This is a genomic window from Enterobacter sp. DTU_2021_1002640_1_SI_PRY_ASU_LCPMC_013, assembly GCF_032389435.1.
In the GTDB taxonomy this organism is placed as follows: Bacteria; Pseudomonadota; Gammaproteobacteria; order Enterobacterales; family Enterobacteriaceae; genus Enterobacter; species Enterobacter hormaechei_C.
Map to the genome: position 1 here is coordinate 1,667,656 of NZ_CP135594.1, position 25,901 is coordinate 1,693,556.

The window sequence follows — 25,901 nt, forward strand, 5'->3', positions numbered from 1 at the left end:
GGGAACGTTCAGACGTTTTTACGTTCGATGGTTTGCTCGCCCCAGAACAGCGAGTCTTTGTCGGTTTTTTCGAAGGCGCGAACCAGCACTTCATCGTTGCCTTCTTCCCAAATCTGCTCAGCCAGCTTTTCGTCATAATTGGCGACTTCAAAGATGGCTTCGGCAATCTCCGGAGAGGTATTGCGTAAACTTGCCCATTCGCCCACGTGGTGAGCTTTGGATTCTTGAGTTGGCATACTTGTCCTCCTGTTGGGTTAGCCGTTCAGTTTTTTGGCAAGACCCGCGACGTATTCACCCTGATAGCGGGCGATTGAAAGTTCTTCATTGCTTGGCTGACGTGAACCATCGCCACCGGCAATGGTGGTCGCACCATACGGTGTCCCGCCACGAACCTGGGAAACATCGAACAGTTCCTGCGCGCCGTAGCCAATCGGCACAATCACCATCCCATGATGGGCAAGAGTAGTCCAGGTGGAGGTGATCGTCTGCTCCTGGCCGCCGCCCGTGCCGGTAGAGCTGAACACGCTGGCCAGCTTGCCGTATAACGCGCCGGAGGCCCAGAGCCCGCCCGTCTGGTCGAGGAAGGTGCGCATCTGGCCGGACATATTGCCGAAGCGGGTCGGGGTGCCGAAGATAATGGCATCATAGTCCGCGAGCTCCTGCGGGGTGGCGACCGGGGCGTTTTGTGTTTTCCCCCCGGCTTTGGCGAAGGCTTCCGCCTGCATGGTTTCCGGTACGCGTTTAACCACGACCTCAACGCCGTCTACTCTGTTTGCGCCTTCTGCTACTGCGTGAGCCATGGTTTCAATGTGTCCATACATGGAATAATAGAGCACCAGAACTTTTGCCATTTTGCATCACTCCTCGTTGGTTTTTCTTACAGCGGATCGCTGCGTTCCTTTAAAGATATGACATCACAGCCAGACTGCAAAAATGAACGGCATTTCTTTGATATATAACAATATCTTTTTGTTACGTGCCTTGTAGCAAAATGAAACAACTTTCGCGGCGCGGATTTTCAAAATATAAGAATGGCTTATGAATGACTTCACCGATATTACATACGAAAGGCTGAGATCATGTTGCAGAATATTACCTCTCGCTTGCCGGATAGCCGCATTACACTAAGCTTAGTTTCACGCGGCACAGATAAAGGCACTGCCCTTGAGCCGCGAGGTGAAAGAATCCTCTTTTACTGAATGCAATATGATGTCTAATGTTTCACACTCTGGAGGTTAGAGATGGCAAACCATCGTGGTGGTTCAGGTAATTTCGCTGAAGACCGTGAAAGAGCATCAGAAGCAGGTCGTAAAGGTGGCCAGTCTAGCGGGGGCAACTTCAAAAACGACCCTCAGCGCGCATCAGAGGCTGGTAAAAAAGGGGGTAAAAATAGCCACGGCAGCAATAAGTAGTACGCCGGGTTAACGCCCTGCCGCCGGGTTTCCCGGCGGTTTTTTTATGTCAGCTACATTGAACTGTAATCAAAGGCATCGCACACTACAGGATTAATTCTTCGTGCTGGTGTCCCATGTCCGTTTCCCGTTTTACCTTCTCCATTAAGCCTCAGGAAGCGATCCTGATTTTGATCACCATGTTCTGGGGCGGAACCTTTCTTGCCGTTCAGTACGCGGTTACGATGAGCGATCCGTTTTTCTTTGTAGGGCTGCGCTTTGCAACCGCGGCGATTGCCGTGGCGCTTATTTCGCTGAAAACCCTGCGCGGGTTGACCCTGAGAGAGCTTAAAGCGGGTGTCGCCATTGGCGTGGCGATTGCCATGGGCTACAGTCTGCAAACGTGGGGGCTCCAGTCTATCTCCAGCAGTAAATCCGCCTTCATCACCGCCATGTACGTACCGCTGGTGCCGCTGTTGCAGTGGCTGTGCCTCGGCAGAATGCCGGGCCTGATGTCGTGCATTGGCATCGTGCTGGCGTTCATCGGCCTTATTTTATTAGCCGGGCCGGAAAATAATCTGCTGGCGCTGGGGCCGGGGGAGATCATCACTCTGGTGGGGGCCGTCGCCATTGCGGCAGAAATTATCCTGATTAGCGCCTGGGCAGGAAAAGTGGACGTCAAGCGGGTGACGGTCGTGCAGCTTGCCACCGCGTCGCTGGTGGCGTTCGCGACGATGGTGCCGGCAGGGGAGTCCGTCCCGCCGATGTCTACCGGGCTTATCGTCGTGGCGCTGGGGCTGGGCATTTTCAGCGCCATTATCCAGGTCACCATGAACTGGGCGCAGCGCAGCGTATCCCCGACACGGGCGACGGTTATTTACACCGGTGAACCGGTATGGGCGGGTATTTTCGGGCGACTCGCCGGGGAGCGTCTGCCCCTGCTGGCGCTGGTGGGCGCGGCGTTTATTGTTCTCGGCGTGCTGGTGAGTGAGTTAAAGCTCAGAAAGCGTCGGAATGCGGTGAACGATTTAACGGCCGAATAAGCTTTTGATTGAAATAAAGGGCAGGTTTAACTACGATGTGTACGGATGAAAACCGTACACGATAAATGAAACCATGCCAGCACTCAAAAAACAGCGTATCGATCTTCGCCTGTCGGACGAAGACAAAACAATGATTGAAGAAGCGGCGGCGATGACCAACCAAACGATCACCCAGTTTATGGTGAACAGTGCGTCAGAGCGTGCTGCCGAAGTCATCGAACAGCATCGGCGTCTCGTATTAAACGAAGCCTCATGGATTGCCGTTATGGATGCCATCGACAATCCGCCAGAGCCAAATGAACGCCTGAAGCGAGCGGCGAAACGTCTTCGAAACATGGAGTGAAGCGTCGTGGCAAATCTCACGATCGAAATGTTATCAGAGGGAACCGATTACGATTTCGGCGATTTCGATTGTGGTGAACCCTCGCTAAATGCCTTCCTTACCGAGCACCTGATACGTCAGCACGGCGGGCGTATTTTACGCGGCTACCTCCTTAAAGAACGCGACCATCCGCGTGTCCTGGGCTATTACACACTCTCGGGAAGTTGCTTTGAAAAAGCGATGCTTCCTTCAAAGACTCAGCAGCGCCGCATCCCATACAGCAACGTCCCCAGCGTGACGCTGGGGCGTCTGGCTGTCCATAAAGAACTCCAGGGAAACGAGTGGGGAACAACGCTTGTCACACACGCTATGCGCGTTGTTTATCTGGCCTCGCAGGCTGTTGGCGTCCACGGAATTTTTGTGGATGCGCTTAACGAACGGGCCAAACGATTTTATCTGAAGCTGGGGTTTATCCCGCTGGCAGGTGAAAACAGCAGTTCGCTGTTCTTCCCCACGCAATCTATAGAACGACTGTTTGAGCAGGCGTGATCGCTCTTAAGGAACATGCAGGTCGGGTAAGGCGGCGCCGTTACCCGACGTGCAGATCTCACGGATCCTGAGTCACCACGGTACACTGCGGCGTGGCAGCCATCCGGCGGCTCAGCAGGGCATTGAGCAGGATCGCGCCGAAGGTCGCCGTGCCAATCCCGCCCACCGTAAACCCGCCCAGCGTCAGGGCGAAATCACCCGCCCCCAGCACCAGCGTCACCGCCACCATGATCAGGTTACCGTTCTGGCTCAGATCAACATGATTCTGCACCCAGATGCGTGCCCCCGCGACGGCAATCAGACCAAATACCACAATCGAGGCGCCGCCAATCACGGGTGCCGGGATGGTGTGGATCAATGCGCCGAATTTTGGGGAAAAGCCGAGCAGCATCGCCATCACCGCCGCCGCCACGAAGACCAGCGTCGAATAGACTTTGGTCACTGCCATCACGCCGATGTTTTCCGCGTAGGTCGTCACGCCGCTGCCGCCGACCGAGCCGGAGAGCATGGTCGCCAGACCGTCTCCCACAAACGCCCGCCCCATATACGGATCCATATTGCGCCCGGTCATTCCCGCTACGGCTTTCAGGTGGCCCAGGTTTTCAGCCACCAGAATCACCGCGACAGGCGCGATGAGCATCATCGCCTGAGCGTTAAAGGTGGGTGAGGTCATCTGCGGCAGGCCGAACCAGGCGGCCTGGTGAATCAGTGTGAAATCAACCGGTTTGCCGAGACCGAACACGTTCGCCAGCAGCGCGTAGACCAGACAGGCCGCAATCAGCCCGACCAGGATCAGCAGCCGTTGGATCATGCCGCGCGTAAAGACCGCCACCACGCCGATGCACAGCACCGTTATCACCGCCATCCAGCTTTCAAATGGTGAGCCGGAAACGCTCTTCACCGCAATCGGCGCAAGGTTCAGGCCTATCGCCATCACCACCGCCCCGGTGACGACGGGGGGCATCATCCGCTCGATCCAGCGCGTGCCGACTTTCATCACCACCAGACCGGTCAGGGTATAGACCAGCCCACAGGCGATAATGCCGCCGAGGGCCACGCTCAGGTTGGGGTTAATACCCTGACCGTTAAACCCGGTCGCTGCAATGACCACCCCAACAAAGGCGGCGCTGGAGCCCAGATAGCTGGGCACACGCCCGCCGGTGACAAAAAAGAACAGCAGGGTACCCATACCCGACATCAAAATGGCGAGGTTAGGATCCAGCCCCATCAGCATGGGCATCAGCACCGTCGCACCAAACATTGCGACCGCGTGCTGCACGCCCATCACCATTGTCTGCCCGAGCGGGAGCCTTTCATCCGGCGCGACCACGCCTTCTTCTGTGGAGGTCGATTTCAACTGCCAGTGGGGAAGTCCGAACATGATCTGTCTCCTGAATGCGGATTAACAGGCGGGTCGCATAAGTGCGTGATAGCCGCGGTCGAACCACACCAGCCCTTGCGGCGCCGGGTGGCGGATAATCGATACAATGTCGCAAAACAGAATGTCGTGAGTGCCGACACTCACCACCTGGCTGATGCGGCAGTCGAACGAGGCCAGCGCATTTTCCAGACGCGGGCAGCCCGTGTCGCCTGTCTGCCAGCGGGCAGCGGCAAAGCGGTCCGCCATCGGCGTTTTCCCGCCAAACAGGTTGGATAAAGGCTCCTGTCCGGCACTCAGCGTGTTAACGCACAGGGTGCGGTTCTCGCTGAAAATCGGCCAGACCGACGCGCCGCGGTTCAGGCACACCAGCAGGGTAGGCGGGGAATCCGTGACGCTGCATACCGCGCTGGCGGTGAAGCCCGCCAGGCCTGCCGGGCCGTCGGTGGTAATGATATTGACCGCTGCGCCGACGCAGGCCATAGCGTCGCGAAAGGTTTGTTTATCCGGTGTCATCACGTTCGCTCCTTACGCCAGCCCGCAGGCATCGTCAAAGGCCAGACGCGGCAGGCGTCCATACAGTTTGGTCGTATCGCCATAGCCGATGTTAATCAGCAGATTGCTTTTGAGTAGCGTGCCCGTGAAAAAGGCCGCGTCCACTTTTTCCCGGTCAAAACCCGACATCGGCCCGGTGTCCAGCCCGAGCGCGCGGCAGGCGAAAATCAGGTACGCGGCCTGCATTGAGCTGTTGCGAAAGGCGGTCTCTTCCGCCAGCGCGGGGCTTGCGGTAAACCAGCTTCTGGCATCGCCGTGCGGGAACAGTTCAGGCAGGCGCTCATAAAACTCGCTGTCCCAGGCGACAATCGCCGTGACCGGGGCCGTGAGCGTTTTCTCCAGGTTGCCGCTGGAGAGCGCCGGGCGCAGCTTCTCTTTTCCTTCCGGGCTTCGCACAAACACAATGCGCGCCGGGGAGCAGTTGGCGGACGTCGGCCCCCATTTCATCAGGTCATAAATCTCGCGCAGCGTCTCGTCACTGACCGGTATATCCAGCCAGCCGTTATGGGTACGTGCGCCGGTAAACAGCGTTTCCAGCGCGGCGGGCGTGATGGCTTCGCTCATTCAAGCTCCTTACAAAGCGGGTTCTGGGCTGTGCAGCAGGCTGGCAAGCCCGTTCAGCAGCAGAGTGTTAAAGATGTCCGGCGCGGTCACATTGCAGGCATGCCCGCCCTGGCGCATGACCGTTTTGCGGGCGTGCGGGAGGGCGGCGTGCAGTTCAGCGGAGCAGACGGACGGCACCAGCAGATCGTCGGTGGAACAGATAATCTGTACGGGGCAGCGAACGCGTGCAGCGTGGCGGCTGAAATCGGCCAGTTTCAGCGCATGCAGCCTGCGCAGCAGATTGGCTTTGCCCTGAAAATGGGCCAGCGCCAGCGCATCCTCGGCCTCCAGCCGCGGGGCGCGGGCGGCCATCCAGTCTGCCGGGTAGAGGAACAACGGCTGTGCCTCTACCCACGCCTGCGCGCCGCCCGCATGCAGCAGACGTTCGCGAACGTCAAAACAGCGGCGGGTATGGGCATTGAGGGTCAGCCAGCCGTTGACGCAGACCAGCGCGGTGAGGGCGTCGGGCTTATCGATGGCCAGCCGCAGGCCGACCAGCGCCCCCAGCGCGTGGCCGACCACGCAGTAACGGGCGATCCCGGCCCCGGCTAACGCCAGCGCAAGCTCGTCGGCCATGTGTGCGAGGGTGTAGTCTTCCGGCAGGGTATCCGGGTTATTCCCCGTGCCCCGCTGGTCGTAGCACACCACCTGATACTCCTGCCCCAGCACGGCGAGCTGGGGCAGCCAGTAGCTGCCGCTGCCGCCGAGCCCGGCAATCAGTACCACCACGGGCGCGCCCGCAAAGGGGGGCGGTGAAATGGACAGTTTCATGGCCGCCTCACTTCGCGATGTGCGCAACGGTGGCAATTTCAACCAGCGCTTCGGGCTTTACCAGCCCGCACTGGATGCAAAACCGCGCCGGTTTATCGCCGGGGAAAAACTCCGCGTAAGTCTCGTTAATCGCGGCGTAGTTTTTCCAGTCGGTGATAAAGATGCTGTTGAAGGTCACGTCCTCCATCGTCCCACCCGCCGTTTCGATCACGGTTTTGATCGTCTCCAGCACGTGGCGGGTTTGCGCCTTTGGGTCATCAATAAACACCACGTTGTTGTCTTTATCAAACGGCAGCGTGCCCGAGACATACACCACGCCGTCGGCGAGGGTGCCGGGGACAAACGGGGCAATCGGGGTGCTGGTGCCCGGCGGAATAATCACGGATTTCGGCATAGCGGTTCTCCTCAGGCGATGCGGGCGAGCGGGGGATCCAGCGCGTCGCAGAAATCATTGACGTTACTGACCCAGCCAAAAAAGGTTTCGATATTGAACAGGGCGGCTTTCTGGGCAAAATCCGGCCCGGCCTGATGGGTGGCATCCTCCAGCACCACCCCAAAATACTCGAGGAAAAAGCCGTCGCGCAGGGTCGACTCCACGCACACGTTGGTGGCAATGCCCGTAAAGACCAGATGGCGAATGCCCCGGCTGCGCAGCAGGCTGTCGAGCGGGGTATTGAAAAAGCCGCTGTAGCGCGGTTTCGGCAGCACGATATCGCCGGGTTCCGGTACCAGCTCATCCACCAGCTGATAATCCCAGCCGCCTTTCGCCAGCAGCGTGCCCTGGAGTTCGGGCCGTTGGCGCATGGTTTTCAGGGCGTTGGATTTGTGAAAGTTGGGGGAACCGGGACCGCCAGCCTCGACGTACTGGTCGTCCCAGCCGTTCTGGAACCAGATGATCAGCATGCCCGCAGCACGCGCGGCGCTCACGGCGGTTTTGATGTTCTCAATCACCGGCTGCGTGGTGGAGACGTCAAACCCGGCCAGATCCAGATACCCGCCTTTACTGGCATAGGCGTTTTGCATATCCACCACGATCAGCGCGCTGCGCTGCGCGTCAAAGGTAATGGCTTCCGGGCGAGCGTTGAGGGTCGTCATTACGCCACCTCCTTCGTCACGGCAGGGATGTGGGCGCGGCACTGCATCAGCGGCTGGATGCGCTCGCCGAAAGTTTCCACGCCGGTGAGAAAATCATCGAAGGTCAGCAGCACGCCTTCGGCGCCGGGCACGGCAGCCACTTCGTCGAGCATTCTGGCGACGCTGGCATACGAGCCAACCAGCGTGCCCATGTTGATATTGACGGCAGACGTCGGGTCGGCCATCTGGCGCACATTGGTGTCCGCGCCGGAGCGGGTATCTTTCTGGCTCTGCTCGGTCAGCCAGCGCAGCGCGTCGTCATCCGCGCCGTCCTTGTATCGTTCCCATTTTGCGCGCGCGGCGTCGTCGGTTTCGTCGGCAATCACCATAAACAGCACGTAGGAGCCCACGTCGCGCCCGGTTTTGTCGGCGGCCGCTTTCATGCGTGCCGCGGTGGGCGCGAAGGCGGCAGGGGTGTTAACGCCTTTGCCGAAGCAGAAGTTGAAGTCGGCGTATTTCGCGGAAAATTCCATTCCCGCGTCGCTCTGCCCGGCGCAAATCACCTTCATCGGCACCGACGGCTGTGGGCTGACGCGGCAGTCGTTCATGGTGAAGAAGTCGCCTTTGAAATCGCTTTTTCCGGTGCCCCACAGATCGCGCAGCACCTGCACATATTCGGTCAGGTAGTCGTAGCGGCGGGAGAAGTAATCGTCGCCCGGCCAGATCCCCATCTGCTCGTACTCCGGCTTTTGCCAGCCGGTGACCAGGTTAACGCCAAAGCGCCCCCCGGAGATGGAGTCGATGGTGGAGGCCATCCGCGCCACGATCGCCGGGGGAAGGGTAAGGGTGGCGGCGGTGGCGTAAATCTGGATGCGCGAGGTTACCGCCGCCAGGCCCGCCATCAGGGTGAAAGACTCCAGGTTGTGGTCCCAGAATTCGGTCTTACCGCCGAAACCGCGCAGCTTGATCATCGAGAGCGCAAAGTCGAAGTGGTAGTGCTCCGCTTTCTGCACGATGGCTTTATTCAGCTCAAAGGTCGGCATGTATTGCGGGGCAGTGGTCGAGATAAGCCAGCCGTTGTTGCCGATCGGTACAAATACGCCAATTTTCATCACGAACCTCTCTTCATTACGTCGCAGGTGTCACGATGTTTTAGCAAAGGGAGTGCCAGTTTTGAAAATCACTTTGTTATTAAGGTGTTAAATGATGGTTGTTAAAATTAACAGCGAAAATGTGGACTGGATGGTCAAAATCATTGCACAGAAAACAGGCACTCATGCGCGCTGAGGGTGCAGAAGGTCGTGGCGAGACGGGGGTTTTGCTATGCTGAGCGCAGGACAGAAAATGGAGAGCGAAAATGACACAAGGCGCAGTGAAAACACCCGGTAAACGTTCGCAGGCGGTGAGCGCCAAGAAACAGGCGATCCTCAGCGCTGCGCTGGAGACATTTTCGCAGTTTGGTATTCACGGTACGCGCCTTGAGCAGGTGGCGGAGCAGGCCGGGGTATCCAAAACCAATCTGCTCTACTACTACCCGTCAAAAGAGGCGCTCTATATCGCGGTGATGCAGCAGATCCTCGATATCTGGCTGGCACCTCTCAAGGCGTTTCGCGAAGAGCTGGCCCCGCTGGTGGCGATAGAGGAGTACATACGCCTGAAGCTGGAGGTATCGCGTGATTACCCGCAGGCATCAAGGCTGTTCTGCCTGGAGATGTTGCAGGGCGCGCCGCTGTTGCAGGCGGAGCTGACGGGAGATCTAAAGCAGCTGGTGGACGATAAATCGGCCATTATTGCCGGATGGGTCGCCAGCGGAAAACTGGCCCCGGTCGATCCGCATCATCTGATCTTTATGATTTGGGCCTCCACCCAGCATTACGCTGACTTTGCGGCCCAGGTTGAAGCGGTGACCGGTAAAACGCTCCAGGACGAGGCGTTTTTCCAGAGCACCCTGGAAAACGTACAGCGGATGATTATCGAAGGGATCCGCGTGCGCTAGTTTCCCTCACCCTAACCCTCTCCCGGAGGGAGAGGGAATAGTTCCGTGCCTCGTCAGCCCGGCGGGAGGGGACAGCTTAAGTCGCCCTCTTCACACTGCATCAGCGTGGCCAGAAACGCTTCGCGCTCCGCGGTTTTCTCCGCCAGACACTGGTTAACAATCATTGGCTGAACGCTCCCGCCTTCCGTACCCGAACCGATAAACGCACAGTCCGCGTCGCGCAGGCCGATCCACGCCTGCTGCGCCTTTTTCAGTAGATCGCGCTGAGGCGCTGCCGCACGTTTGATGGCGGCCTGATACGTCTCGTTGAGCTTTTTATCGGCGGCCTGGTACTGCTGCGCGCTACAGGTGTTCAGTTCAAGCTGGGTGGTCGCGTTGTCGCACTCGTCGGCCAGCGCGCTGGCGCTCATGAGCAGGGCTGCACCTGCGAGAAATACTCTTTTCATCATCCCCTCCATGTAAAAAAGCCGGATACGCTGTGCTTATCCGGCCTGGGCTGTTTTGTAGCCCCGGTAAGCGTAGCGTCACCGGGGAGAGTTTACACGATTAACCGATTGTCATCAGGCTGGCGTTACCACCCGCCGCCGCGGTGTTAACGCTGAGCGAACGCTCAACGTACAGCCGCTCCAGCAGCAGGTTGGTCTCCCCGCGGGCGAAGCCCTGCACCGAGACAATCGCGCCGCTGCGGGCCGCCACCTGCTCGCACAGTTCGCGTAGCTGGTCGGAATCACCGTGGTAGATCACCGCGTCAAACGGCTGGGTCAGCAGGGCATCGGCCTTCGCAAAGCGAATGCGGGCCGAGACCGCTTTTGGCAACTGTTTGGCGAGGTCGCGATGCAGGGCATCTTCCGGCCACAGCACCTCACAGCCCGTTGCCGTTGCGGCTGCCAGCTGCACCAGCGCATCCTGCTCGTTATCCGCCACGCACAGCACACGCTCGCGCGGCATCAGCGTCCAGGTGTTGCGCTCACCGGTTGGACCCGGCAGCAGACGCTGTGTTCCCGCCTGCGCCAGCTCGCCGTAATGCTGTGCAATCGCATGCAGCTCGGGACGATTTTCAGCCCACTTAATCAGCGCGTCCAGCGGCTGGGTCAGCACGGCTTTCACCTGCGCATCCACCGGATATTCCGCGTCCTGACGCGCCAGCGTCACGCCCAGCGCATTTTCCGGACGGTTTGCCAGCAGGCGGTACAGATAGAGCGGACCGCCCGCTTTCGGGCCGGTGCCGGAGAGACCTTCACCGCCGAATGGCTGCACGCCCACGACCGCGCCAACCATGTTGCGGTTGACGTACAGGTTGCCGACTTTAGCATTGCCGGTCACCTGGGCAATGGTTTCGTCGATACGGGTATGCACGCCAAGCGTCAGGCCGTAACCCGAGGCGTTGATCTGATCGATCAGCTCGTTGAGGTTGTTACGGTTGTAGCGCACCACGTGCAGTACCGGACCGAAGACCTCTTTTTTCAGCTCGTCGAAGCTTGCCAGCTCAATCAGCGTTGGCGGCACGAAGGTGCCGGTCTGCCACTCGCGGGCATCTTCGCTGTTCTCCCGCACCGCCTGGAACACCGGACGGCCTTTGGCACGCATGGTCTGAATGTGGTTTTCAATGTTGGCTTTGGCTTCCGCGTCGATCACCGGCCCGATGTCGGTGGTGAGACGGCCCGGGTTGCCCATGCGGCATTCCGCCATCGCACCGCGCAGCATCTTCAGCGTGTGGTCAGCCACGTCATCCTGTAAGCACAGTACGCGCAGGGCGGAACAGCGTTGGCCCGCGCTGTCGAAAGCAGAGGCCAGCACGTCAACGACGACCTGCTCGGTGAGCGCGGAGGAGTCCACGATCATGGCGTTCATGCCGCCGGTTTCAGCGATCAGCGGGGTAGGACGGCCCTGCGCATCCAGACGGGTGGCGATGTTGCGTTGTAGCAGGGAGGCCACTTCGGTAGAACCGGTAAACATCACGCCGCGCACGCGGTTATCGGAAGTCAGTTTGGCCCCGACCGTTTCACCGCGCCCTGGCAGCAGCTGCACCACGCCCGCCGGTACGCCCGCTTCCAGCAGAATGTTAATGCCCTGGGCGGCAATCAGCGGGGTCTGCTCTGCCGGTTTCGCCAGCACGCTGTTGCCTGCGGCCAGCGCCGCGGCAATCTGACCGGTGAAGATCGCCAGCGGGAAGTTCCACGGGCTGATACACACCACAGGACCGAGCGGACGGTGGGTTTCGTTGTCGAAATCATCGCGCACCTGACCGGCGTAGTAGTGCAGGAAGTCGACCGCCTCGCGCACTTCGGCGATGGCGTTGCTGAAGGTTTTACCCGCTTCACGCACCAGAATGCCGATAAGCTGCTGCATCTGATCTTCCATCAGCACCGCCGCGCGTTCCAGAATGGCGGCACGCTCCTGCGGCGGGGTGGCAAACCAGATTGGCGCGTTGTTCATCGCGCTCTCCAGGGCCTGCTCCACTTCCGTTTCCGTGGCTTCGCGCACGTAGCCGACGATATCCTTCGGCTCTGCCGGGTTGATCACCGGCTGCATTTCACCGTCCTCAACGGGCTGCTCAAGGATCGGCCTGGCCTGCCACTTCTGCAATGCGCTGTTAAGCAGGGCAGAAGAGAGCGACGCCAGACGGTGTTCGTTGGCAAGATCCAGACCCGCCGAGTTGACGCGACCTGCACCATACAGCTCGCGCGGCAGGGCAATCTTCGGATGCGGCAGACCAATCTGGCCTTCCTGCGCCGCCATCTTCTCAACGGCCTGTACCGGGTCGGCCACCAGTTCGTCCAGCGGCAGGGTGGTATCGGCGATGCGGTTAACGAAGGAGGTGTTCGCCCCGTTCTCCAGCAGACGACGCACCAGGTAGGCCAGCAGGGTTTCGTGGGTACCTACCGGGGCATAAATTCGGCACGGACGGTTCAGCTTGCCGTCGGCCACTTTACCGGTCACCTGCTCGTACAGCGGTTCACCCATGCCGTGCAGGCACTGGAACTCGTACTGGCCCGGATAGTAGTTCTGACCCGCGAGGCTGTAGATCGCCGCCAGGGTGTGGGCGTTGTGGGTGGCGAACTGAGGATAAATCAGGTTCGGCACGCCGAGCAGTTTTTTCGCGCAGGCGAGGTAAGAGACGTCGGTATAGACCTTGCGGGTATAGACCGGATAACCTTCCAGACCTTCCATCTGGGCGCGTTTGATTTCGCTGTCCCAGTAGGCGCCCTTCACCAGACGGATCATCAGGCGGCGACGGCTGCGGCTGGCCAGGTCAATCAGGTAGTCAATGACGAACGGACAGCGTTTCTGGTAGGCCTGGATAACGAAACCAATCCCGTTCCAGCCCGCCAGCTCCGGCTCGAAGCACAGTTTTTCCAGCAGGTCGAGGGAGATCTCCAGACGGTCCGCCTCTTCGGCGTCGATGTTGATGCCGATGTCATACTGGCGCGCCAGCAGGGTCAGGGACTTCAGGCGCGGGTAGAGTTCTTCCATCACCCGGTCGTACTGCGCACGGCTGTAGCGCGGGTGCAGGGCGGAAAGCTTGATAGAGATGCCCGGACCTTCATAAATACCGCGACCGTTGGACGCTTTACCGATGGCGTGGATCGCCTGCTGGTAAGAGACCATGTAGGCCTGCGCGTCGGCGGCGGTCAGCGCCGCTTCACCCAGCATGTCGTAGGAGTAGCGGAAGCCTTTGTCTTCCAGCTTGCGGGCGTTCGCCAGCGCTTCGGCAATGGTTTCCCCGGTGACGAACTGCTCGCCCATCAGGCGCATCGCCATGTCCACGCCCTTGCGGATCAGCGGCTCGCCGCTTTTGCCGATGATGCGGTTCAGAGAGCGCGACAGGTTGGCTTCGTTATGGGTGGAGACCAGCTTGCCGGTAAACAGCAGGCCCCAGGTGGCGGCGTTAACGAACAGGGACGGACTGCGGCCAATGTGGGAGTGCCAGTTGCCGTTACTGATTTTGTCGCGGATCAGGGCATCGCGGGTGGCTTTATCCGGAATACGCAGCAGCGCTTCCGCCAGACACATCAGCGCCACGCCTTCCTGCGAGGAGAGGGAGAACTCCTGCAACAGACCCTGCACCATACCGGCGCGTCCGCTGGCGGTTTTCTGGTTACGCAGCTTGTCGGCGAGCTGATACGCGAGGCTGTGCGCCTGAGCGGCAACGGCTTCCGGCAGGCGCGCCTGCTCCAGGAGCATCGGCACGGCGTCGGTTTCGGCACGGCGGTAGGCGCCGGTAATGGCGGCGCGGCTGACGGACTGCGGCAGGATCTGCTCGGCAAATTCCAGGAACGGCTGGTGGTTCTCTTCAACGGCCGTCGCGGCCTCTTCGCTTTCGTTCGCTGCACCCGCCAGCAGGGCAGGCAGCTCCGGCAGACCTTCTTCACTCTCCAGTCTTTCCAGATAGTTAAAAATCGCCTGCTTGATTAACCAGTGCGGTGTGCGGTCGATGCGGGTCGCAGCGGTTTTAATCCGTTCGCGGGTAGCGTCATCCAGCTTAACCCCCATGGTGGTCATCCCCATGCCAAAACTCCTGTTGTTCTGTAATAGCGTTCTGTTGATAGCGTGAAATATCCACCATGTTGCAACTTTGTGCAACCGTGTTAAATGTGACCTGGTCTGCAAGCTGGAAAATGAATGGATTGTTAACGATTGGTTAGCTGTGAAAAAGAACGTGCGGCGGTTTCTGAGCCCAGTTTTTATGCGGTGCTTAACACTTTTTAAAGGTGCAACCCGTAAAAGCGTGAGCGAGTGCAACCTATAGGAAAGACGTATAAAACCAGGGATGAAATTCATGTAAATGCAGTGTTAAATCGTTTGTCAGTGGGGTGCGTATACGGCAGGATAGCGCGCCCAACGGAAACACATACACACATCACTACGTTCCGGTGATGACATAACAAGGCAACCCGGACGGTTGTCGCTCGACATTTTGGAGAATTTGAATGGCTATTAGCACACCGATGCTGGTGACATTTCTCGTTTATATTTTTGGCATGATCCTGATAGGGTTTTTGGCATGGCGTTCAACGAAAAACTTTGACGACTACATCCTCGGCGGGCGCAGCTTAGGCCCGATGGTCACCGCACTCTCTGCGGGCGCTTCCGACATGAGCGGCTGGCTGCTGATGGGCCTGCCGGGCGCGATTTTCATCTCCGGTATCTCCGAAAGCTGGATCGCCATCGGCCTGACCGTTGGCGCGTGGATCAACTGGAAGCTGGTGGCAGGCCGTCTGCGCGTGCACACCGAAGCCAACAACAACGCCCTGACGCTGCCGGACTACTTCACCGGACGCTTTGAAGATAACAGCCGTATCCTGCGCATTATCTCCGCGGTGGTGATCCTGCTGTTCTTCACCATCTACTGTGCCTCCGGCATCGTGGCGGGCGCGCGCCTGTTCGAAAGCACCTTCGGCATGAGCTATGAAACCGCCCTGTGGGCCGGCGCCGCAGCAACCATCCTCTATACCTTCGTGGGCGGATTCCTGGCGGTAAGCTGGACCGATACCGTGCAGGCGAGCCTGATGATCTTCGCCCTGATCCTGACTCCGGTGATTGTCATTTTCACCGTCGGCGGCTTTGGCGAATCGCTGGAAGTGATCAAGCAGAAGAGCATCGAAAACGTCGATATGCTGAAAGGGCTGAACTTCGTCGCCATTGTATCTCTGATGGGCTGGGGCCTGGGCTACTTCGGCCAGCCGCACATTCTGGCGCGCTTCATGGCGGCGGATTCTCACCACACCATCGTTCACGCGCGTCGCATCAGCATGACGTGGATGATCCTGTGTCTGGCGGGGGCGTGTGCGGTCGGCTTCTTCGGTATCGCGTACTTCAACAACAACCCGGCGCAGGCGGGCGCGGTGAACCAGAACGCCGAGCGCGTGTTCATCGAGCTGGCGCAGATCCTGTTCAACCCGTGGATTGCCGGTATTCTGCTCTCCGCGATCCTCGCGGCGGTGATGTCCACCCTGAGCTGTCAGCTGCTGGTGTGCTCCAGCGCCATCACCGAAGACCTCTACAAAGCGTTTCTGCGTAAGGGCGCGAGCCAGAAAGAGCTGGTGTGGGTAGGGCGCTTTATGGTGCTGCTGGTGGCGCTAATTGCAATTGCGCTGGCGGCAAACCCGGAAAACCGCGTGCTGGGGCTGGTGAGCTACGCCTGGGCGGGCTTTGGTGCAGCATTTGGTCCGGTGGTGCTGTTCTCTGTACTGTGGTCACGCATGACCCGCAACGGCGCGCTGGCGGGGATGATTATCGGTGCGGTAACCGTTATCGTCTGGAAACAGTTCGCGTGGCTGGGCCTGTACGAAATTATTCCGGGCTTCATCTTCGGCAGCATCGGGATTGTGGTGTTCAGCCTGCTGGGTAAGGCCCCGTCTGCCGCCATGCAGAAACGCTTTGCGGAGGCGGACGCGCACTATCACTCAGCGCCGCCGTCTAAGCTCCAGGCTGAGTAATTTTCCCCTCACCCTAACCCTCTCCCCGGTGGGGAGAGGGGATAGTCCTTTCACCTTTGTGAGTCTTCATCAATGAGAATTAAAACAGGGTTAATGGTGGCAGCATTCGTGCTGCTGGCGGGCTGTAACGCACCCTCGCAGCATGCGGCGGTGGAAACCTGCAAAGCAGAAAATCAGATGCAGCAGACCACGCTCTATTTCGGCTTAAACCGTCCTGCCGGGGCGCAAATCACAGGCAACGAATGGCAGCAGTTTGTCGACCAGGACGTGACGCCACGCTTTCGCGATGGTTTAACGTTATTTGATGCGCGAGGTCAGTGGCTAGGGAATGATGGAAAAGTGGCGCGCGAGCCGAGCAAGGCATTGATGCTGATCCACGCTAAAGACGCGCAGAGTGAGAAGAATATCGAAGCGTTGCGCGGGATCTATAAGTCACGCTTCGCGCAGGAGTCGGTGATGCGGGTCGACCAGCCGGTGTGCGTGCAGTTTTAATGAAAACGGCGGGAAATCCCGCCGTTGTTGTTTTGTAGGCCGGGATCGCTGCGCGCCACCCGGCATTGCATCAGAGCACCAACCCCGCAAAACTCGCCGACAGCAGGCTTACCAGCGTTGCCCCGTATACCAGGCGTAAACCAAACCGCGACACCACGTTACCCTGTTGCTCATTCAGACCTTTTATTGCCCCCGCCACAATGCCAATGGAAGCGAAGTTAGCGAACGATACCAGGAACACGGACAAAATCCCCAGCCCGCGCGGTGACATTTGATGGGCTATTTTTTGCAGCTCGATCATCGCCACAAATTCATTCGCCACCAGCTTGGTTGCCATAATGCTCCCCGCGTTTAAGGCATCGCTCAGCGGAATACCAATAAGCCACGCCAGCGGATAAAACACATAACCCAGAATCTGCTGGAAGCTCATGCCAAATATGCCGGAGAAGAGGGCGTTAATGGCGCTAATAAGGGCGATAAAGCCAATCAGCATCGCCAGAATAATCATCGCCACCTTAAAACCGGCCAGAATATACTCGCCAAGCATTTCAAAGAAGCTCTGGGATTCGTGCAGTTTTTCCAGCCTGATATCCGGCTCCGCTTCCGGGCGGGCCGGGTTAATAACCGAAAGAATAATAAAGGTGCTAAACATGTTCAGGATCAGCGCCGCGACGACAAATCTGGCGTCGAGCATAGTCATATAGGCCCCGACAATCGACAGCGAAACCGTCGACATGGCCGTGGCAGCCATCGTAAACAGACGACGCGAGGAGAGATCGCCCAGCACGCCTTTGTAGGCAATGAAGTTTTCCGACTGACCGAGGATCAGCGAACTCACCGCGTTAAAGGATTCCAGCTTGCCCATGCCGTTCAGTTTTGACAGCAGCGTCCCGATCACCCGAATAAAGATCGGCAGAATACGCCAGTGCTGAAGAATACCAATCAGCGCCGAGATAAAAATAATGGGGCAGAGCACGCCAAGGAAAATGAACGCCAGCCCTTTTTCACCCATCCCGCCAAAGACAAAATTCGTCCCTTCGGCAGCGAATTTAAGCAGCGACTCAAAGAAACCGGAAACGTATTTAATAATAAACAGGCCGCTTTCTGCGTGGAGGAAAAAGAACGCCAGCGCGATTTCGATCACGATCAGCTGTAAAACGAAACGAATACGAATTTTTCGGCGGTCGAAACTCACCAGCCAGGCGAGCGCAAGAATAATCACCAGCGCCAGCAGGAAATGGACAATTTTAAACATGGCTTATTTTCAGTTGGTTTTCGAGGAGGACATTTAGCCACAGCCCCGGTTAACCGTAAATGGGCATTTTCGTTATACCTTATAAACGTAACGGTTACTCAGGCAATTATTACTTCGCAATGCGTTTACATCTGGTCATCAAAACGCAACACATTTCGCTTGTTTTTCTTGTTGCCGTAATGATAATCACTATCACAAGAATTTACTTTTCTTTGCATCAGTTGACCGCGATAAACATTTAAGGTGTCGGCATGTTTGTTCCTTTTCTCATTATGTTACGTGAAGGCCTTGAAGCGGCCCTGATTGTTAGCCTTATCGCCAGTTATCTGAAGCGTACCCAGCGCGGACGCTGGATTGGCGTGATGTGGGTTGGGGTTTTCCTTGCTGCGGCGCTCTGCCTGGGCCTCGGTATCCTCATCAACGAAACCACCGGGGAGTTCCCGCAGAAAGAGCAGGAGCTGTTTGAAGGGATCGTCGCCGTGATTGCGGTGGTGATCCTCACCTGGATGGTGTTCTGGATGCGCAAGGTCTCCCGTAACGTGAAGGTACAGCTTGAGCAGGCGGTGGATAACGCCCTGCAAAAAGGCAACCACCACGGCTGGGCGCTGATCATGATGGTCTTTTTCGCCGTGGCGCGTGAAGGCCTGGAGTCTGTGTTCTTCCTGCTCGCGGCTTTTCAGCAGGACGTGGGCATCTGGCCCCCACTGGGCGCGATGCTCGGGCTGGCCACGGCGGTTGTGCTTGGCTTCCTGCTCTACTGGGGCGGCATTCGTCTTAACCTGGGCGCGTTCTTCAAGTGGACCAGCCTGTTTATTCTGCTGGTGGCCGCGGGGCTGGCGGCAGGGGCGATCCGCGCCTTCCACGAAGCGGGTCTGTGGAACCACTTCCAGGACGTGGCGTTCGATCTCAGCAACGTCCTGTCGACCCATTCACTGACGGGTACCCTGCTCGAAGGGATCTTCGGCTACCAGGAAACGCCGAGCGTCAGCGAAGTGGCGATGTACTTTATCTATCTGGTTCCGGCGCTGATCCTGTTCGCTATGCCGCCGCGTACCGGCTCGCAGGCGTCGCGCGTTGCGCCGTAAGTGCTGTTTTAGTTACAACATACTTTTAAAGGGAAGAGTCATGGCCATTCAGTTCCGTCGTAGTGCGTTATGCGCAGGCATTGCCGCGCTGTTCGTGTCTGCCTTCACCGCTCAGGCGGCAGATATTCCGCAGGTAAAAGTCACCGTCAACGATAAACAGTGCGAGCCGATGACCATCACGGTTAACAGCGGTAAAACGCAGTTTATTATTCAGAACCACAGCCAGAAGGCGCTGGAGTGGGAGATCCTGAAAGGCGTGATGGTGGTGGAAGAGCGCGAGAATATCGCGCCGGGCTTCAGCCAGAAGATGACCGCAAATCTTCAGCCCGGGGAATATGACATGACCTGCGGCCTGCTGACTAACCCGAAAGGTAAGCTGATCGTCAAAGGCGCAGCGACGGCGGACGCGGCCAAGGGCACGGCGCTGCTGAGCCTCGGCGACGCCATTACCGCCTATAAAGCCTACGTCACCAAAGAGACAGCAGACCTGGTGGCAGGCACCAAAGCCTTTACCGACGCGGTGAAAGCGGGCGACATCGAAAAAGCGAAATCCCTGTATGCGCCTACCCGTCAGCACTACGAGCGCATTGAGCCGATTGCCGAACTGTTCTCTGATCTCGATGGCAGCATTGACGCCCGTGAAGACGACTACGAGCAGAAGGCCGCCGATCCGAAATTCACCGGCTTCCACCGTCTGGAAAAAGCCCTGTTTGGCGATAACTCCACCAGTGGGATGGAGAAATACGCCGATCAGCTCAACAGCGACGTGCTGGAGCTGCAAAAACGCATCAGCGAGCTGGCCTTCCCGCCGTCGAAAGTGGTGGGTGGCGCAGCGGGTCTGATTGAAGAAGTGGCCGCCAGCAAAATCAGCGGTGAAGAAGATCGTTACAGCCACACCGACCTGTGGGACTTCCAGGCGAACGTCGACGGCGCACAGAAAATTGTCGATCTGCTGCGGCCTCAGCTGCAAAAAGAGAACGGCGAGCTGCTGGCGAAAGTGGATGCCAACTTTAAGAAAGTTGACGCTATCCTGGCGAAATACCGCACCAAAGACGGATTCGAAACCTACGACAAGCTGACCGATGCTGACCGTAACGCGCTTAAAGGCCCGATTACGACGCTGGCGGAAGATCTCTCCCTGCTGCGTGGCGTACTGGGTCTGGATTAAGCGATGAACAAGCATGACGAGTACGACGTGGCGGAACCTTCCCGACGTCGGTTGTTAAAAGGGGTAGGGGCGCTGGGCGGCGCGTTTGCCCTGGCGGGCGGCTGTCCGGTGGCGCATGCGGCAAAACCGCAAAGCGCCCCCGGCACGCTCTCCCCGGATGCGCGTATGGAAACGCAGCCGTTTTATGGTGAGCACCAGGCGGGGATCCTGACGCCGCAGCAGGCCTCGATGATGCTGGTGGCTTTCGATTCGCTGGCGAGTGATAAGGCCGACCTTGAGCGTCTGTTCAGGCTGTTGACCACGCGCATTGCCTTCCTGACCGCCGGCGGTCCGGCACCGGAAACACCGAATCCACGCCTGCCGCCGATGGATTCCGGCATCCTCGGCGCGTTTATCGCTCCCGATAATCTGACCATCACCGTGTCGGTGGGGGAATCGCTGTTTGATGATCGCTACGGACTGGCGAAGCAGAAGCCGAAAGCGCTGCAAAAAATGACGCGATTCCCGAATGATTCTCTCGACGCGGCGCTGTGCCACGGCGATCTGCTGTTGCAGATCTGCGCTAATACCCAGGATACGGTGATCCATGCCCTGCGCGATATTATCAAGCACACCCCGGATCTGCTGAGCGTGCGCTGGAAGCGGGAAGGTTTTATCTCTGACCACGCCGCGCGCAGTAAAGGGAAAGAGACGCCGGTCAACCTGCTGGGCTTCAAAGACGGCACCGCCAACCCGGACAGCAGCAATACCGCGTTGATGAAGAACGTGGTCTGGGTGACGGCGGATCAGGGCGAACCGGCCTGGGCGGTCGGAGGCACCTATCAGGCGGTGCGTATCATTCAGTTCCACGTGGAGTTCTGGGACCGCACGCCGCTGAAAGAGCAGCAAACTATCTTCGGTCGCGATAAGCAAACCGGCGCACCGCTCGGCATGAAGCACGAGCACGATGAACCCGACTACGCCCGCGATCCGAACGGGGATGTCATCGCGCTGGACAGCCATATTCGCCTCGCCAATCCTCGCACCAAAGAGACGCAGTCCAGCCTGATGATGCGCAGGGGCTACAGCTACTCGCTGGGGGTGACCAACTCCGGTCAGCTTGATATGGGACTGCTGTTTGTCTGCTATCAGCACGATCTGGAGAAGGGATTTCTCACCGTGCAGAAGCGGCTCAACGGCGAAGCGCTGGAGGAGTATATCAAGCCCATCGGCGGCGGCTATTTCTTTGCTCTGCCCGGCGCGCGTGACGCGAACGCCTGGCTCGCTCAGGGTCTGATAGAAGCCTGATAATCGTCCCTGCGACAGTTCGCGGGGACATTATTTTTTCGAAGGACTATCTTATTGTTATATTTCTGTAATATTTCTATATAAGACTGATTTTCCATGTAGGGGCAGTCCTAAAAGTTGCATTCAGGTAAAATAAATGTTGCATTTATGATAATTCCTGATGTACTTAAGAGAAGACAGCGGTAGTTCCCGGCAGTGATGCTAACTCACTATGGAGATCGCGAATGGTTGCGTCCTGTACTGGACAAGGTAAACACATCAACCGCAGTACCCGGCGCGGAGGCTCAGACTCCGGCAGCGATTTCCTCACCACCAAATTCTCTCCTTCACCTCAAGAACCTTTTTCTACCGACGTGCATAACGGTGCGCGTAGCCGTTGTATATCGTCATCCGGTAATGCAAGCAATGGCTTACAAGGAAGCCAACCCTCTGATGTTCGTGCGCATAATCGTGCCGATGCTGGCGCGTGTGATGAATACCAACAACTCAAGGTGCTATCCATGGGAAGACAGAAAGCAGTGATCAAAGCTCGTCGTGAAGCAAAACGTGTGCTGAGACGGGATTCACGTAGTCATAAACAGCGTGAAGAAGAATCGGTCACCTCGCTTGTGCAGATGAGCGGCGTAGAATCCATTGGCATGGCGCGGGACAGCCGCGATGCATCGCCAATTGTGGCGCGGAATGAAGCTCAGGCGCACTACCTGAATGCTATCGAGAGTAAACAGCTCATCTTTGCAACCGGGGAAGCCGGATGCGGGAAAACCTGGATCAGCGCCGCCAAAGCGGCGGAGGCGCTGATTCATAAGGACGTGGAAAGGATCATCGTTACCCGTCCGGTACTGCAAGCGGATGAAGATCTGGGCTTCCTGCCCGGAGACATTTCGGAGAAGTTTGCCCCGTACTTCAGGCCCGTCTATGACGTGCTGGTGAAGCGGTTGGGCGCTTCCTTTATGCAGTATTGCCTGCGACCAGAGATTGGCAAGGTGGAAATCGCGCCGTTCGCCTATATGCGCGGACGTACATTTGAAAATGCGGTCGTTATTCTTGACGAGGCTCAGAACGTGACCGCTGCGCAAATGAAGATGTTTTTAACGCGCCTCGGGGAGAACGTGACGGTTATCGTCAACGGCGATATTACCCAGTGTGACCTGCCGTCGGGCGTGAAGTCCGGCCTGAGCGATGCCATGTCACGTTTTGAGGAAGATGAGATGATAGGGATGGTCCGCTTCACCAAAGATGACTGTGTGCGCTCAGCGCTGTGTCAACGCACGTTGGAAGCGTATTATTGAGTATGTTGTTGTATTCAAGGCCCGGGAAACCGGGCTTTGTTTTTTGTGCATTTTAACCCCTCTCCCCTGGGGAGAGGGTTAGGGTGAGGGGCTCAGGCCGCACCGAGCTGCATATAGCACCGGGGGGATTGACTCGCTGCGCTCGCCCTGCGGGCAGCCTGTTCGCTTCGCTCTCAGCCTGTCCAACTGGCTGCGCCAGTTGTCGAACCCCGGTCGGGGGTTCTCATCCCCCCCAAAGGGGTGCACATGCGAAAAAAAAGCCCGCATTTTCATGCGAGCTCTTCTTCAAATATGGCGGTGAGGGGGGGATTCGAACCCCCGATACGTTGCCGTATACACACTTTCCAGGCGTGCTCCTTCAGCCACTCGGACACCTCACCATATTGTTTTGCTGCCTGACCGCTTGGGGGGCAACGGGGCGCTACTATAGGGAGTTGCGCTAAAACGGTCAAGCAGATTTTCAGCATTCGTGCTTGTTCGGTTAAGCCTTAATCAGCTTATATCGCAGCGCGCAGGATTAACGCTGCGAATCGAGCACTTCGCTATTTTTCACCACGTCCTGCGCTTTGCTGTAGCTTTCGATCAGCAGCTGGTAGGCCGGGAAGATGTGGGTGTACACCTCAGCCCATTCACCCGCATCTTCACGGTTCCACGTGCGCTGAATTTCGGAAGCAACAGCAGCCGTGTCCATCGGCACCACGCCTGCCTGCACCACGCGCGCCAGGGTGATCTCCTGCGCCATTTTGCTGTAGGTGCCAGAGGCATCAATCACCGCAAACACTTTATATCCGTCCGCCACCGCGCTGATGGATGGGAAGGCCATGCAGACGCTGGTGATCGTCCCCGCGATAATCAGCGTTTTGCGCCCGGTGGCTTTCACCGCTGCCACGAACTCCGGGTTATCCCAGGCGTTGATCTCACCCTTGCGTGCCACATACTGTGCGTGCGGCGCGTTGGCGTGGATCTCCGGGATAAGCGGGCCGTTCGGTCCCTGTGGAACCGACGCCGTGGTGATTACCGGGATCTTCGCCAGCGAGGCGATTTTTGCCAGCGCCGCTGCATGGGCGCGCAGCTCAGGCATTGGCATGTCACCTACGGTCTGGAACAGCCCGCTCTGGTGATCGATAAGCAGCATAACGGCATCGTTTACGTCAATAACGGGACGTGCACCGTTGAAGTTTGCAGGGGTAGACATAATGCGCTCCTTTATTACGTTTAGATTTGGCCAAAGCGGCCGGAGTTGAAATCGCGAATAGCCTCGGCAATTTCGGTTTTACTGTTCATTACAAACGGGCCATAGCCCACGATGGGTTCATTCAACGGCTCCCCGGCCATCAGCAGCACTTTGGCATCGCTGCTGGCTTCGAGATGCAATTTGTCACCGCTCTGACTCAGCACGACCAGTTGCGCCTCACCGGCAGGCGTGGTGCCGTTCACCGTCACGCTGCCTTCAACGACAACCAGCGCCGTGCTCCAGCCTTCGGGCTGATTGAGCGTCAGATGGCTACCCTGGCGCAGCGCGAGATCCCACACGTTCAGCGGTGAGAAGGTATGCGCCGGGCCGGTTACCTCTCCAAAACGGCCAGCAATCACGCGCAATGTTCCGCTGTTATCCGGCAGGGTGACCACCGGGATATCCGACTGAGTGATGCTCTGGTAGCCAGGCGTCGCCATTTTGTCTTTGGCGGGCAGGTTGACCCACAGCTGCATCATTTTCAGTTCACCGCCTTTCTGCGAAAACGCGCTGGAGTGGAACTCCTCGTGCAAAATGCCTGCGCCTGCCGTCATCCACTGCACGTCGCCTGGGCCAATAACGCCGCCTCTGCCGGTGGAATCACGGTGCTCCACTTCGCCTGAGTAGACGATGGTCACCGTTTCAAAGCCGCGATGAGGATGCTCGCCCACGCCGCGTTTCGCGCCGTCCGCCGGGAAGGTATGCGGTCCGGCGTAGTCCAGCAGCAGGAACGGGCTCAGGGGCTCGCCGTGCGTCTGGTAAGAAAACATCGAACGAACCGGAAAACCGTCACCGACCCAGTGCGGCCGAGGTGCGGTATACACGCCTGTTACGTTTTTCATGATTAACTCCTGATGTCCTGTTGATGGAATTAGCTTATATTCAGGGTTAATATCCCGGTAGATAGCAAAAATGACATTCACTGTTCTTTAAATGGAACAATGGAGGCGTATGCAGGATCTCAATGATTTCGTATGGTTTGTGAAGGTGGTGGAGCATGGTGGCTTTGCGGCGGCGGGTCGGGCGCTCGATCAGCCTAAGTCGAAACTGAGCCGTCGGATTGCTCAGCTGGAAGAACGCCTGGGCGTTCGGTTGATCCAACGTACCACGCGGCAGTTTGCGGTGACGGAGGTGGGGCAGACGTTCTATCAGCACTGTAAAGCCATGCTGGTGGAAGCTGAAGCTGCGGAGGAGGCGGTGGCTGCTTTACAGGCTGAGCCGCGCGGTATGGTCCGGATCACCTGTCCTGTCACCTTGCTGCACGTTCACGTGGGGCCCATGCTGGCGCGGTTTATGGCGCGCTATCCAGGGATCAACCTCCAGCTCGAAGCCACCAACCGCCGGGTCGATCTGGTGGCGGAGGGGGTGGATGTGGCGATCCGCGTTCGTCCGCGCCCGTTTGATGACAGCGATCTGGTATTAAGGGTGCTGGCGGACAGGGGGCACTGTCTGGTTGCCGGGCCGGCACTGATTGAACGGATGGGCAACCCGGCGATGCCCTCTGAACTCAGCGAGTGGCCGGGGTTAAGTATGGGGGCGGGCAAGCACCTGCATAAGTGGGAATTGAGCGGGCCGGAGGGCGCAAAGGCAGAAATTCACTTCACGCCGCGCCTGGTGACTACCGACATGCTGGCGCTGCGGGAGGCGGCGATGGCGGGCGTGGGCGTGGTACAGCTGCCCATTTTGATGGTGAAGGATCAGCTGGCTTCAGGTGAACTTGTTCGGGTGCTGAATGCCTGGGAACCCAGACGGGAAGTGATCCACGCGGTGTATCCATCCCGGCGCGGCCTGCTGCCATCGGTCAGGACGCTGGTGGATTTTCTCACCGAAGAGTATGCAAAGATGGTTGAAGACTAGCTTTTTGTAGGTCGGGTAAGCGTAGCGCCACCCGACACAATTACCGCAGAGGCTGCAAAGTTCGAATCCCCCACAGGCGTGCAACATGTGAAAAAAAAAGCCCGCATTTTCA

26 protein-coding genes and 1 tRNA gene are annotated in these 25,901 nt (G+C 58.1%); 12 read left to right on the plus strand and 15 right to left on the minus strand.

Translation table 11 applies throughout. The features are described from left to right. Window positions 1-8: 8 nt before the first annotated feature. Window positions 9-236 (minus strand): YccJ family protein, encoded by a 228-nt coding sequence (locus tag RS584_RS07845; RefSeq protein ID WP_006809324.1) that lies wholly within the window; start codon window positions 234-236, stop codon window positions 9-11. An 18-nt stretch (window positions 237-254) separates the two neighbouring features. Beyond that, window positions 255-851: an NAD(P)H:quinone oxidoreductase gene (gene wrbA, locus RS584_RS07850; protein WP_006809323.1), complete on the minus strand. Its 597-nt coding sequence runs from the start codon at window positions 849-851 to the stop codon at window positions 255-257. Window positions 852-1,241: 390 nt separating this feature from the next. Between wrbA and RS584_RS07855 the strand changes: the two genes are divergently transcribed. The 4 genes from RS584_RS07855 to RS584_RS07870 all read left to right on the plus strand — a co-directional run bounded on the left by RS584_RS07855 (window position 1,242) and on the right by RS584_RS07870 (window position 3,305). Then, window positions 1,242-1,412 carry a general stress protein gene (locus RS584_RS07855; RefSeq protein WP_001273664.1) on the plus strand — a complete coding sequence of 57 codons (171 nt, stop codon included), beginning with the start codon at window positions 1,242-1,244 and terminating at the stop codon, window positions 1,410-1,412. A 116-nt stretch (window positions 1,413-1,528) separates the two neighbouring features. Continuing rightward, window positions 1,529-2,434: a DMT family transporter gene (locus RS584_RS07860; RefSeq protein ID WP_032653183.1), complete on the plus strand. Its 906-nt coding sequence runs from the start codon at window positions 1,529-1,531 to the stop codon at window positions 2,432-2,434. A gap of 73 nt (window positions 2,435-2,507) precedes the next feature. After that, window positions 2,508-2,777, plus strand: coding sequence for a DUF1778 domain-containing protein (locus RS584_RS07865; RefSeq protein ID WP_015570876.1), 270 nt, complete (start codon window positions 2,508-2,510; stop codon window positions 2,775-2,777). Between the two features lie 6 nt (window positions 2,778-2,783). Continuing rightward, a complete protein-coding gene (locus tag RS584_RS07870) occupies window positions 2,784-3,305 on the plus strand; it encodes a GNAT family N-acetyltransferase (RefSeq protein WP_032647926.1) in 522 nt (173 codons plus the stop codon). A 58-nt stretch (window positions 3,306-3,363) separates the two neighbouring features. Here RS584_RS07870 and rutG read toward each other — a convergent pair whose 3' ends face one another. From rutG to rutA, 7 genes are read right to left on the minus strand one after another with little or no spacing between them, the layout of a single operon-like run. Continuing rightward, window positions 3,364-4,686 carry a pyrimidine utilization transport protein G gene (rutG, locus tag RS584_RS07875; RefSeq protein ID WP_315749254.1) on the minus strand — a complete coding sequence of 441 codons (1,323 nt, stop codon included), beginning with the start codon at window positions 4,684-4,686 and terminating at the stop codon, window positions 3,364-3,366. A gap of 21 nt (window positions 4,687-4,707) precedes the next feature. Then, window positions 4,708-5,199, minus strand: a complete 492-nt coding sequence (rutF, locus tag RS584_RS07880) for an NADH-dependent FMN reductase RutF (RefSeq protein ID WP_252012125.1) — start codon at window positions 5,197-5,199, stop codon at window positions 4,708-4,710. Between the two features lie 12 nt (window positions 5,200-5,211). Beyond that, window positions 5,212-5,802 carry a malonic semialdehyde reductase gene (locus RS584_RS07885; protein ID WP_032104810.1) on the minus strand — a complete coding sequence of 197 codons (591 nt, stop codon included), beginning with the start codon at window positions 5,800-5,802 and terminating at the stop codon, window positions 5,212-5,214. Window positions 5,803-5,811: 9 nt separating this feature from the next. Then, window positions 5,812-6,612 carry a pyrimidine utilization protein D gene (rutD, locus tag RS584_RS07890; protein ID WP_315749259.1) on the minus strand — a complete coding sequence of 267 codons (801 nt, stop codon included), beginning with the start codon at window positions 6,610-6,612 and terminating at the stop codon, window positions 5,812-5,814. 7 nt (window positions 6,613-6,619) lie between these two features. Beyond that, a complete protein-coding gene (gene rutC, locus RS584_RS07895) occupies window positions 6,620-7,006 on the minus strand; it encodes a pyrimidine utilization protein C (protein ID WP_315749261.1) in 387 nt (128 codons plus the stop codon). An 11-nt stretch (window positions 7,007-7,017) separates the two neighbouring features. Beyond that, complete coding sequence (rutB, locus tag RS584_RS07900; protein ID WP_062938614.1) at window positions 7,018-7,707, minus strand: pyrimidine utilization protein B; 690 nt, start codon at window positions 7,705-7,707, stop codon at window positions 7,018-7,020. Further along, window positions 7,707-8,798 (minus strand): pyrimidine utilization protein A, encoded by a 1,092-nt coding sequence (rutA, locus tag RS584_RS07905; protein ID WP_062938613.1) that lies wholly within the window; start codon window positions 8,796-8,798, stop codon window positions 7,707-7,709. Before rutA ends, rutB begins: the two co-directional genes overlap by 1 nt. 245 nt (window positions 8,799-9,043) lie before the next feature. Here rutA and rutR point away from each other — a divergent pair, with 245 nt between their 5' ends. Next, window positions 9,044-9,682, plus strand: coding sequence for an HTH-type transcriptional regulator RutR (rutR, locus tag RS584_RS07910; protein WP_003858090.1), 639 nt, complete (start codon window positions 9,044-9,046; stop codon window positions 9,680-9,682). Window positions 9,683-9,735: 53 nt separating this feature from the next. Here rutR and RS584_RS07915 read toward each other — a convergent pair whose 3' ends face one another. Together RS584_RS07915 and putA are read right to left on the minus strand one after the other, a co-directional pair. Further along, a complete protein-coding gene (locus RS584_RS07915) occupies window positions 9,736-10,128 on the minus strand; it encodes a lysozyme inhibitor LprI family protein (protein WP_315749933.1) in 393 nt (130 codons plus the stop codon). A 100-nt stretch (window positions 10,129-10,228) separates the two neighbouring features. Continuing rightward, the gene (gene putA, locus RS584_RS07920) at window positions 10,229-14,191 is read right to left on the minus strand and encodes a trifunctional transcriptional regulator/proline dehydrogenase/L-glutamate gamma-semialdehyde dehydrogenase (RefSeq protein ID WP_315749265.1); all 3,963 of its coding nucleotides are present in this window, start codon (window positions 14,189-14,191) and stop codon (window positions 10,229-10,231) included. A 422-nt stretch (window positions 14,192-14,613) separates the two neighbouring features. Here putA and putP point away from each other — a divergent pair, with 422 nt between their 5' ends. Next, entirely contained in the window at window positions 14,614-16,122 is a 1,509-nt protein-coding gene (gene putP / locus RS584_RS07925; RefSeq protein WP_315749267.1) for a sodium/proline symporter PutP, read from the plus strand. A gap of 72 nt (window positions 16,123-16,194) precedes the next feature. Beyond that, window positions 16,195-16,614: a DUF3574 domain-containing protein gene (locus tag RS584_RS07930; RefSeq protein WP_315749268.1), complete on the plus strand. Its 420-nt coding sequence runs from the start codon at window positions 16,195-16,197 to the stop codon at window positions 16,612-16,614. 70 nt (window positions 16,615-16,684) lie between these two features. Here RS584_RS07930 and RS584_RS07935 read toward each other — a convergent pair whose 3' ends face one another. Beyond that, window positions 16,685-17,869 (minus strand): NupC/NupG family nucleoside CNT transporter, encoded by a 1,185-nt coding sequence (locus RS584_RS07935; protein WP_131492736.1) that lies wholly within the window; start codon window positions 17,867-17,869, stop codon window positions 16,685-16,687. Window positions 17,870-18,120: 251 nt separating this feature from the next. Here RS584_RS07935 and efeU point away from each other — a divergent pair, with 251 nt between their 5' ends. The 4 genes from efeU to phoH all read left to right on the plus strand — a co-directional run bounded on the left by efeU (window position 18,121) and on the right by phoH (window position 22,698). Further along, the gene (gene efeU / locus RS584_RS07940) at window positions 18,121-18,954 is read left to right on the plus strand and encodes an iron uptake transporter permease EfeU (RefSeq protein ID WP_315749272.1); all 834 of its coding nucleotides are present in this window, start codon (window positions 18,121-18,123) and stop codon (window positions 18,952-18,954) included. Between the two features lie 40 nt (window positions 18,955-18,994). Next, complete coding sequence (gene efeO / locus RS584_RS07945; RefSeq protein WP_062932061.1) at window positions 18,995-20,122, plus strand: iron uptake system protein EfeO; 1,128 nt, start codon at window positions 18,995-18,997, stop codon at window positions 20,120-20,122. Window positions 20,123-20,125: 3 nt separating this feature from the next. Continuing rightward, a complete protein-coding gene (gene efeB, locus RS584_RS07950; RefSeq protein WP_023296295.1) occupies window positions 20,126-21,409 on the plus strand; it encodes an iron uptake transporter deferrochelatase/peroxidase subunit in 1,284 nt (427 codons plus the stop codon). Between the two features lie 500 nt (window positions 21,410-21,909). Continuing rightward, window positions 21,910-22,698 carry a phosphate starvation-inducible protein PhoH gene (phoH, locus tag RS584_RS07955; RefSeq protein ID WP_315749275.1) on the plus strand — a complete coding sequence of 263 codons (789 nt, stop codon included), beginning with the start codon at window positions 21,910-21,912 and terminating at the stop codon, window positions 22,696-22,698. A 292-nt stretch (window positions 22,699-22,990) separates the two neighbouring features. On the opposite strand, the gene RS584_RS07960 is transcribed toward phoH, so the two are convergent. The 3 genes from RS584_RS07960 to RS584_RS07970 form a co-directional block, all read right to left on the minus strand. Beyond that, window positions 22,991-23,078: transfer RNA gene (locus RS584_RS07960), tRNA-Ser, on the minus strand. A gap of 137 nt (window positions 23,079-23,215) precedes the next feature. Then, the gene (locus RS584_RS07965; protein ID WP_315749277.1) at window positions 23,216-23,893 is read right to left on the minus strand and encodes an isochorismatase family protein; all 678 of its coding nucleotides are present in this window, start codon (window positions 23,891-23,893) and stop codon (window positions 23,216-23,218) included. Between the two features lie 20 nt (window positions 23,894-23,913). Next, window positions 23,914-24,774: a pirin family protein gene (locus RS584_RS07970; protein ID WP_015570855.1), complete on the minus strand. Its 861-nt coding sequence runs from the start codon at window positions 24,772-24,774 to the stop codon at window positions 23,914-23,916. Window positions 24,775-24,883: 109 nt separating this feature from the next. Here RS584_RS07970 and RS584_RS07975 point away from each other — a divergent pair, with 109 nt between their 5' ends. Continuing rightward, entirely contained in the window at window positions 24,884-25,789 is a 906-nt protein-coding gene (locus RS584_RS07975; protein ID WP_017384759.1) for a LysR family transcriptional regulator, read from the plus strand. Window positions 25,790-25,901: the final 112 nt, after the last annotated feature.